Raw genomic sequence first — 8,331 nt, 5'->3', positions numbered from 1 at the left:
GACGCCAAAGTGGAACGCACCGATGGGCGCGAAGTCGTGCTCGGCGACCCAACCGAGGCAGCCTTGATCGTCGCGGCGGAAAAAGGAGGCATGGGCCTCACGAACCTCGCCTCCGACTTTGTGCGAATCAGCGAGGTGCCGTTCGACAGCGGCAGCAAGCGGATGGTCACCATACATCGCACGCCGCAGGGTCGGTCCGTCGCGTATATCAAGGGTTCGCCCGGGACGTTGATCGCCGCAAGCAACGCACAGAAGCAATCGACCGGCGTAACGCCGATCACGCCGAATGACCGACATCGCTGGGAGGAGTCGAATCTGGAACTGGCCGATGCGTCGCTCCGCGTGCTCGGCTTGGCATACCGCGAACTTCCGGAAGGATACGACGAAGGCGATTTTGCGCGAGATCTCATCTTCGTCGGCCTTGTCGGCATGAGAGATCCGCTCCGCGACGAGGCCAAAGCCGCCATCGCCACCTGTCGCGAGGCGGGCATTCGGACCGTGATGATTACCGGCGACCAACAACGGACGGCGGCCGAAATCGCAAGGCAACTGGGAATCGATCGCGATCTCGATGGGCGTCCGTTGCGCACCGTCCACGGCCGAGAGCTGGCGAACCTGGACGCTGCCGGCTGGAAGCGTGCGGTAACCGATGCCGCCGTCTTCGCTCGCGTCTCGCCGGAGCACAAGCTCCAGATCGTCAAGGCGCTGCAACAAGAAGGGCACGTCGTTGCGATGACGGGCGACGGTGTGAACGACGCCCCGGCGCTGAAGCAGGCGGATATCGGTATCGCCATGGGCATCAAGGGAACCGAGGTCGCCAAAGAGAACGCCGACATGGTGATCACGGATGATAATTTCGCCAGCATCGTCGGTGCCGTCGAACAAGGGCGGATCATCTACGGCAACATTCTCCGATTCTTGCATTACCTGCTCTCTTGCAACTTTTCGGAGATCTTCGCGGTATTCATCGCCCTCATGATCGGCTGGCCGCTGCCGCTGGTAGCCCTCCAAATCTTATGGCTCAACTTGATCACCGACATCTTTCCCGCCTTTGCGCTAGCCCTGGAGCCCTCAGCTCCCGACGTCATGAAACGCCGGCCGCTTGATCCGAAAGAGCCTCTGCTTCCTCTTCGTTTCGTCGGCCTCATCGTTTGGCAAGGGATCCTGCTCACAGGAGTGACCCTATTCGCATTTTGGATCGGCATGCGCCGGCACGGATCCGAGGGGGAAGGCTTGCGTCAAGCGACCACGATGGCGTTCATGACTCTCGCGCTGGCCCAGGTCTTTCACGTCTTCAATGCCCGATCCCAAATCCGGTCGGCATTCACCAATCGCCTCTTCACGAACGGTTGGTTATGGGCGGCGGTTGGGGTGTGTCTCCTGCTCCAGGCCGCAGCGGTCTACCTGCCGCTCTTGCAACTGGTGCTTCATACCGCTCCACCTACGGTCTCTGACTGGGGCGTAATCGCGGCTTGTTCGTTGCTACCTATAGGCGTAGTTGAAATGATCAAAACGATTCAGCGACTGGTCCTCCGACGACGTAGAATTCGATAGCGGTGCTTCATCCAAGAACGGCCGCGCTTACGAAAGGCGAGTTCGTTTCACACTGCCGCTCCGAATAGCGCCCCGACTCCGGCCGTGAGCGCCATCGCCAAGGCGCCCCAAAAGGTGACTCGCCAGGCGGCCATCGCGACGGGTGCACCGCCGACACGGGCCCCCAATCCGCCGAGCAGCATCAGTAGAAAAAGGGAGGTCACGATCACGACAGGGATCAACATCGACTTAGGGACCACGAGCGCGGTCAGAAGCGGAATCACGGCGCCGACGGCAAACGTCGCCGCGGAAGCCAAGGCGGCTTGAACCGGCCGGGCGGTCGTAACGTCGGAAATGCCGAGCTCTTCCCGCGCGTGAGCGGCGAGAGCGTCGTGAGCCATGAGTTGCTCGGCCACTTTCATGGCGAGAGCCTGATCAAGACCTCGACGGACATAGATCTCGGCGAGCTCTTGCCGCTCCAAGTTATCGTCGGCGGCAAGCTCCTGCCGCTCGCGGTCGAGATCGGCTTTCTCCGTATCGGCCTGCGAACTCACCGACACGTATTCGCCCGCCGCCATCGACATCGCCCCTGCGACCAATCCGGCGACTCCCGCAACCAACACGTTCGCCGGGGCGGAATTCGCCGCAGCGACCCCGACGACGAGACTGGCCGTCGAAACGATTCCATCATTGGCGCCGAGGACCGCGGCGCGCAGCCAGCCGATGTGCTCCGTGCGATGTCGTTCCTGATGCCGAATGAACATGTGATGGAATCTCCAACGAGTGCAGTCGGCGTCAACTCGGCCGATAGGGCGATGCTACGTCCGGCTTGACGAGATAAGATGAGTGCATTGTAACGATACCGATCGCGAAGCGGATTCTCGTCTCCTCGGATTCCAATGCCGTACGTCGCACTTCGACGCTTCGCAGCCGACCGGGTCACGAAGCGAAAACAAGATTCCGCTCGAGGTGTTCACGCTCGGTCTCGTTGGTTTTCTTACCGAACTTCCGAAGCGCCCGGATTGATCTACCTGCCTGCTTCGCTGATTGCCGGGTCGCTTTGGGCTCACGGTCTCGCTTGGGTGTTCGCATTCGCGATCGGAACGTCCGCCAGCGCCTTAGTCTTGTTTCTCTACTCATCTCAGCCGCGATTTATGCGCGGATCACAATCTTGATGGCCGACGAACCCGCTCCGACGAATCCTTTGCATCAAGAGGCGCAGGGCAGTCGCTTAAGTCGCCGACTGCCCGGCCTTGCAATCCTAGGGGCATACGAGCGAGCTTGGTTTGTGAAAGATCTACTTGCCGGGATCGTACTCACGGCCGTCTTGATCCCGGCAGGCATGGCTTATGCGCAAGCGGCCGGCCTCCCCGCCATCTGCGGGCTCTACGCGACCATCGTTCCGCTCGTGGCTTATTCGCTATTCGGACCGAGCCGTATTCTCGTGCTAGGGCCCGACTCTTCGCTGGCGGCCTTGATTGCCGCGACCGTGCTACCCTTAGCTGCCGGAAATGCCGATCGGGCCGTGTCGCTTGCCGGAGCGCTCGCCGTTCTGTCGGGAGTTCTCTGCATCGTAGTCGGCCTCGCTAGGTTCGGCTTCGTGACGGAGTTGCTCTCCAAGCCGATTCGCTACGGATACCTAAACGGAATCGCATGCACCGTGCTGGTCGGTCAGTTGCCGATGGTGCTGGGCTTCACCGTGGAGGGTGAAGACTTTCTCCAACGAACGGCGGCGCTTGGTTCGGGAGTGCTGCACGGTCGGACGAATGGCTGGGCAGTCGCGATCGGCGCGTGCAGTCTCATCGTGATTTTGGGGTTCAAGTACCGTCGGCCTAAGGTGCCCGGCATTTTGTTGGCGGTCGTCGGCTCTACGGTCATCGTTCGGCTATTTGACTTAGCCGCGCGAGCCGATCTCTCCGTCATCGGCTCTCTTCCTCAGGGCTTACCGCGGTTTCAGCTCCCGATCGTCGACGTCGCCGAGCTCCACTCACTGTTTATCGGCGCGATCGCAATTGTTTTGGTTTCGTTCGCGGATACGAGCGTACTTTCGCGGCTTTACGCACAGCGAGGAGGATATCGAGTCGATGCCGATCAGGAATTGATCGCTTTAGGTATCGCCAACGTGACGACGGGCTTATTCCACGGCTTTTCAGTGAGCGGCAGCGCGTCGCGCACTCCGGTGGCGGAGTCAGCGGGAGCCAAAACGCAGGTCACTGCGCTGACGGCTGCCTGCTGTATCGCACTGCTGCTGATGTTTGCACCGACGCTCCTCGCGAGCTTGCCCCACGCTGCTTTGGGAGCCGTCGTCATCAGCGCATGTCTCGGGCAAATCGAATTTGCCGGAATGGTTCGCCTGTATCACTTGCGTCGGAGTGAACTCGTCTTCTCGCTCGCATGTTTTTTCGGAGTACTGCTGCTGGGGGTCATTCAAGGCATCTTTATTGCGGTCGGCTTGGCGCTACTCACGTTCATCTGGCGCGCTTGGAGACCTTACGATGCAGTGCTAGGGCGCGTCGACGACCTCAAAGGTTATCACGATATTTCACGGCACCCCGAAGCGAAGCTCATCCCGGGGTTAGTCCTCTTTCGCTGGGATGCGCCGCTGTTTTTCGCTAATGCGTCGATTTTTCAAGAGCATATTCTTCGGGCCATCTCCCGAGCCCCGACCCCCACGAAATGGGTCGTCGTCGCGGCGGAACCTGTGACCGACATCGACATCACAGCGGCCGACATGCTCGCGGAGCTCGATCAAAAGCTGCACCAAGCGGGAATGGATTTGCTTTTCGCGGAGATGAAAGGTCCTGTGAAGGATCACCTCAAGCGCTACGGTTTATTCACCACCTTGGGCAAGGAGAATTTCTTTCCCACTCTCGGCCAAGCGGTCGATCGGTATCTAACCGTGCACGGCGTGGAGTGGAAGGACTGGGATGAGTAACGTCGCTTAGCCGAGATCGCTCCCAGTCTCGTCGCCACGAACTTATCTGCACTCCCGAGGAGCCTCAAGCTGATCGGCCCGAAAATCGGTGCCCCATGCAAAAGAACGATGTCTTGAACGGAACTATCCTAGGTCAGTTGCGGCGTCTTCTCCCACAGCAATCGCAGTCCGTTGAACACGACGAGAACCGTGCTTCCTTCATGGCCTAGCACGCCCAGCCAAAGCGGGAGATTGAAAAACGTCGAAATGACGAGCAAACCGATCATCGAAAAGGCGAAGATCATATTCTGGCGCACTCGTTTTCTCGCCAGCCGGCTGATCCACACAGCGAGCGGCAAGGCACGCAGGTCGTCGCGCATGAGCACGACATCGGCGACTTCGAGGGCGACGTCAGTACCGGCGCCGCCCATCGCAATTCCCACCTGCGCCGCCGCCAGCGCGGGGGCATCGTTCACCCCGTCGCCGACCATCGCCACAAGGCTTCCGTCGCTTGCCAAACGCCGAAGTTCAACGACTTTTTGGTCAGGCAATAGGCCCGCTCGAACTTCGTCGACATGCAGTCCCTTCGCGATCGCTTGAGCCACCCGTTCGTGATCACCGGTGAGAACCACGATCTTGCGGACGCCGAGACGCTTCAAAGCATCGATCGTCGCCGCGGCTTCGGGTCGAATTAGGTCGGCCACTCCGATAACTCCATACATCGCCTCATCGGACGTCATGACCATGAGGGCGGTTTGGCCCAGTTCGCGAATCCGTTGCGCCTGTTCGATCAATGCAGCCGGGATGGAAAGGTCGTGTGCTTCGAACAATCCCTCGCGACCGACACCGACCCAAGTCTCTTCGACCAGGGCATGGACCCCAAGACCCGTGTGACTTTGAAACTCCGTCGGCGGCGATTCCGACAGCGCGATTCCGCGAGTGCGCAGTTCGGCGACTACGGGGACACCCAACGGATGTTCGCTACGTTGCTCGACCGATGCCGCTAAGCTCAGGAACCGAGCTTGATCCACCCCTTCCGGAGACCAGACCTCCGTCACCCCCGGCTTTCCGAGCGTGACGGTTCCGGTTTTGTCGAGCGCGATCACGTCCACCTTTCCCAACGTTTCCAGGTGGACTCCGCCCTTGAAGAGCACGCCGTGCCGCCCGGCCCGCGCGATGGCGGAAAGCAAAACCGCCGGCGCGCTGACGACGACCGCACAAGGCGAGGCCGCCACGAGCAGGACCATCGCATGATAGAACGCGTCGTACCAACTGGTGGTATGTACGACTCTCGCTCCTAGAAACACGAAGACCGCCGCCGCTAGCACTCCCAAGACATAAGGTCGCTGCCAAGATTCGACGAATCGCTGGGTCGGAGTCTTCTGAGCTTGCGCCTCTTGCACCATGTGGACGATTCGCTCCAAGGTCGTATCGGCTACCGCCCGCGTCATCCGGACCAAGACGCTCCCTTGACCGTTGATGGTGCCGGAAAACACCATGGCTCCAATCGGTTTGTGAATCGGTTCACTTTCCCCCGTCAGCGTCGCTTCGTCCGCCCAGGTTTCCCCCTCGGAGATGACGCCGTCGACGGCGAACCGCTCACCGGGACGAACGCGAATCACATCGCCGATCCGAAGTGATTCGACCGCGACCCGCTGATCTTCCGCGACGCCGTCGCGAACGAGATCCGCCTCTCGAGGACGCAATTGGATCAACGACTCGATCGAACGGGTCGTTCGGTACATCGCGAACGCTTCCAGGGTCCCGCTGAGCGAAAACAAGAATAGCAGTACGACCCCTTCGAGCCAGTCCCCGATCGCCGCAGCCCCGAGCGCCGCGACGATCATCAGGAGATCCACGTTGAGTTGCCGGTTTTTCAGGGCCGTCAACATGCTGATCGTCGGTCCATATCCACCCGCGAGATAAGCCCCGACGCAAGCCGTTGCGGACCAGGTCTGAGCCGTTGAAAAATCCATTCGGTGAAGCACCGCGCCGACACCTCCCAAGATCGCACAAATGGCGGTGGCGATCGCCCCGGAAACGGGAGGCGATGCCTTGGGCACTTTATCGGTCCGTGCGGAACCGGCTTCAGCTTCTGAAACGACTTGTGAAGGCATCTTCAAAATTCGCCATTAACAATGATTACGGTGTTCGGATGATTCGTACTTGAGAGCGAAGAGCTGCGACTTACGTCCCAGTCGGGTCGTCCAAGTGTTCGCAACGTCAAATCCATGTTGAGTTCTTGTCGAAACGGGGGTCGAGAAAGCATTCGTCCATGCTTGATTCGGGATGAGATTTCGTCGACAGAACCGGATGTCGACATGGTTTAGCCTGTTAAGCCGAGTTGCGCGCGCCATCACAGTTCGAATCGATGAGCATCAACGTCACGTCGTCGTCCGGCGGGCAACTCGCTCGGTACTCGGCCAACTGCGTAACGATCGCCTCCACTCCTTCCGCCGGAGATCCACGTCGCGACGCCAGGGCGACCTCTTGCAGTCGACTCAGGTTGAACAGCCCCTGAACGGGACTCGACGTCTCCGTCACGCCGTCGGTGAATAACAGCAAGCGATCTTCGCGGGCGAAAGGAGTCCGTTCGGTCGTCCACTCAAAATCGATCCCGATGCCCAATAAGGGCCCCATCGATTCCAACTTACGAACCGACGAGTCTGGACCGATGATCAAAGCGGGAGGGTGTCCTGCGCCGGCGTATTCCAATTCCTTACAACCGGGGCGAAGTCGGACCAGCGCCATACTGACGAAGATGTCCGGAATGTCCATGGCATTCAAACGTCGATTGACCTCGGCCATGACTTCGCCCGGGTCGCCGCATCGCTCCACGGCATTGATTAAGATCGTCTTGACGATCGCGACGACCAGGGCGGCCGACACGCCGTGGCCGGTGACGTCCGCGATGCAAAACAGGCCGCTTCCATCCTCCAACGGAAACAAGTCGTAGTAGTCACCGCCGATCGAATCCGCCGGTTCGAAATGATGTGCGATCGTAAAGCCTTCCAGTTGCATCCGAGCCGGCAGCAAATGTCGTTGAATCGTTCGAGCCTTCCGCATCTGCGCCGCCTGCGCGCGATCGGCTTCGGCCAGGGAATGGCTCATTCCATTGATCGCAGTAGCCAGCACGTCGAATTCGGTGGTACCGATCCGGTCGATTTGCAATCCGAGTTTTCCGGAACCGATCTTGGCGACCGCGTGAGTGAGAGTCGCCAGAGGCCGATGAAACGCTAGCCAGAGAACGCAATTGATGACCAGGACCCCGCACAGCAGCGCGACCGCGACGCCGACGACGTGCCGCTTGAGGTCGGCACGAATCGCCGCGCGAACGTCTCTCAAATCCTCAGCCACGTAAACGATCGTCGTAGCTTCGTGGTAGAGGCCGACTAGATACGCTTGTCCTTCGATCTCGACGAAACGGCTGCCGGTCGTGCTGATTTCTCGAAGTTCGGCGGCGACTCGCTCTTCTTCCTGAAGGGAAACTCCGATCTGGGTGAACCTCCCGTTCGCATCGACGGCAACCATGTGCTCGTCCGGATGAGTCGCCTCCATGCGGCGGTGCGTATCGGCGAGATAGTCTTGAAGTCGGCTAGTTTCGCTTCCGGTCGAGTTCAAAACGGCGGGCATCAGAATTCGGGCCTGTTCATCAAGCGCTCGAAGATTCAGTTCCAACCGATCGGCGGAATCGTTGCCGTAATCGTAAACGAGAAATGCAAGAAACAAGACCAGTAAGGTTCCGTTCAGAACCACGGCGACTTGCCCCCGCACAGAGCCAGGCAATAAACGGAACGGACTTTTGTAGAACACGGAATCCTCTCGTACTTGCCATCGATCGCGATCACGCGACTGGAGAACGTATCCTCGCAGTAGCATCTCGT

The 8,331-nt window shown here is 59.7% G+C and carries 5 protein-coding genes; 2 read left to right on the top strand and 3 right to left on the bottom strand.

Annotated elements, in window-relative coordinates; all coding sequences use genetic code 11:
• On the top strand, positions 1-1,554 hold a 1,554-nt coding region (locus K8U03_25420), incomplete at its 5' end, for a cation-transporting P-type ATPase (protein MCE9608239.1).
• A 47-nt stretch (positions 1,555-1,601) separates the two neighbouring features.
• Here the strand turns inward: K8U03_25420 and K8U03_25415 are convergent.
• On the bottom strand, positions 1,602-2,297 hold the full coding sequence (locus K8U03_25415; GenBank protein MCE9608238.1) for a VIT family protein: 696 nt from the start codon (positions 2,295-2,297) through the stop codon (positions 1,602-1,604).
• 410 nt (positions 2,298-2,707) lie between these two features.
• Between K8U03_25415 and K8U03_25410 the strand changes: the two genes are divergently transcribed.
• Positions 2,708-4,468, top strand: a complete 1,761-nt coding sequence (locus K8U03_25410; GenBank protein ID MCE9608237.1) for a SulP family inorganic anion transporter — start codon at positions 2,708-2,710, stop codon at positions 4,466-4,468.
• A 128-nt stretch (positions 4,469-4,596) separates the two neighbouring features.
• On the opposite strand, the gene K8U03_25405 is transcribed toward K8U03_25410, so the two are convergent.
• Entirely contained in the window at positions 4,597-6,423 is a 1,827-nt protein-coding gene (locus K8U03_25405) for a heavy metal translocating P-type ATPase (protein ID MCE9608236.1), read from the bottom strand.
• Between the two features lie 358 nt (positions 6,424-6,781).
• Positions 6,782-8,176 (bottom strand): SpoIIE family protein phosphatase, encoded by a 1,395-nt coding sequence (locus K8U03_25400; protein ID MCE9608235.1) that lies wholly within the window; start codon positions 8,174-8,176, stop codon positions 6,782-6,784.
• Positions 8,177-8,331 lie beyond the last annotated feature (155 nt).

The organism is Planctomycetia bacterium, from assembly GCA_021413845.1.
Lineage (GTDB): Bacteria > Planctomycetota > Planctomycetia > Pirellulales > PNKZ01 > PNKZ01.
The sequence above is the reverse complement of the archived record's forward strand: the minus strand, read 5'-3'. Positions and strand labels throughout refer to the sequence as shown.

What these genes read in the sequence shown, in the direction of transcription:
- K8U03_25415 (MCE9608238.1), bottom strand. Translation starts at nt 2,297, where the DNA reads ATGTTCATTCGGCATCAGGAACGACATCGCACGGAGCACATCGGCTGG.
- K8U03_25405 (MCE9608236.1), bottom strand. Translation starts at nt 6,423, where the DNA reads ATGGATTTTTCAACGGCTCAGACCTGGTCCGCAACGGCTTGCGTCGGG.
- K8U03_25410 (MCE9608237.1), top strand. Translation starts at nt 2,708, where the DNA reads ATGGCCGACGAACCCGCTCCGACGAATCCTTTGCATCAAGAGGCGCAG.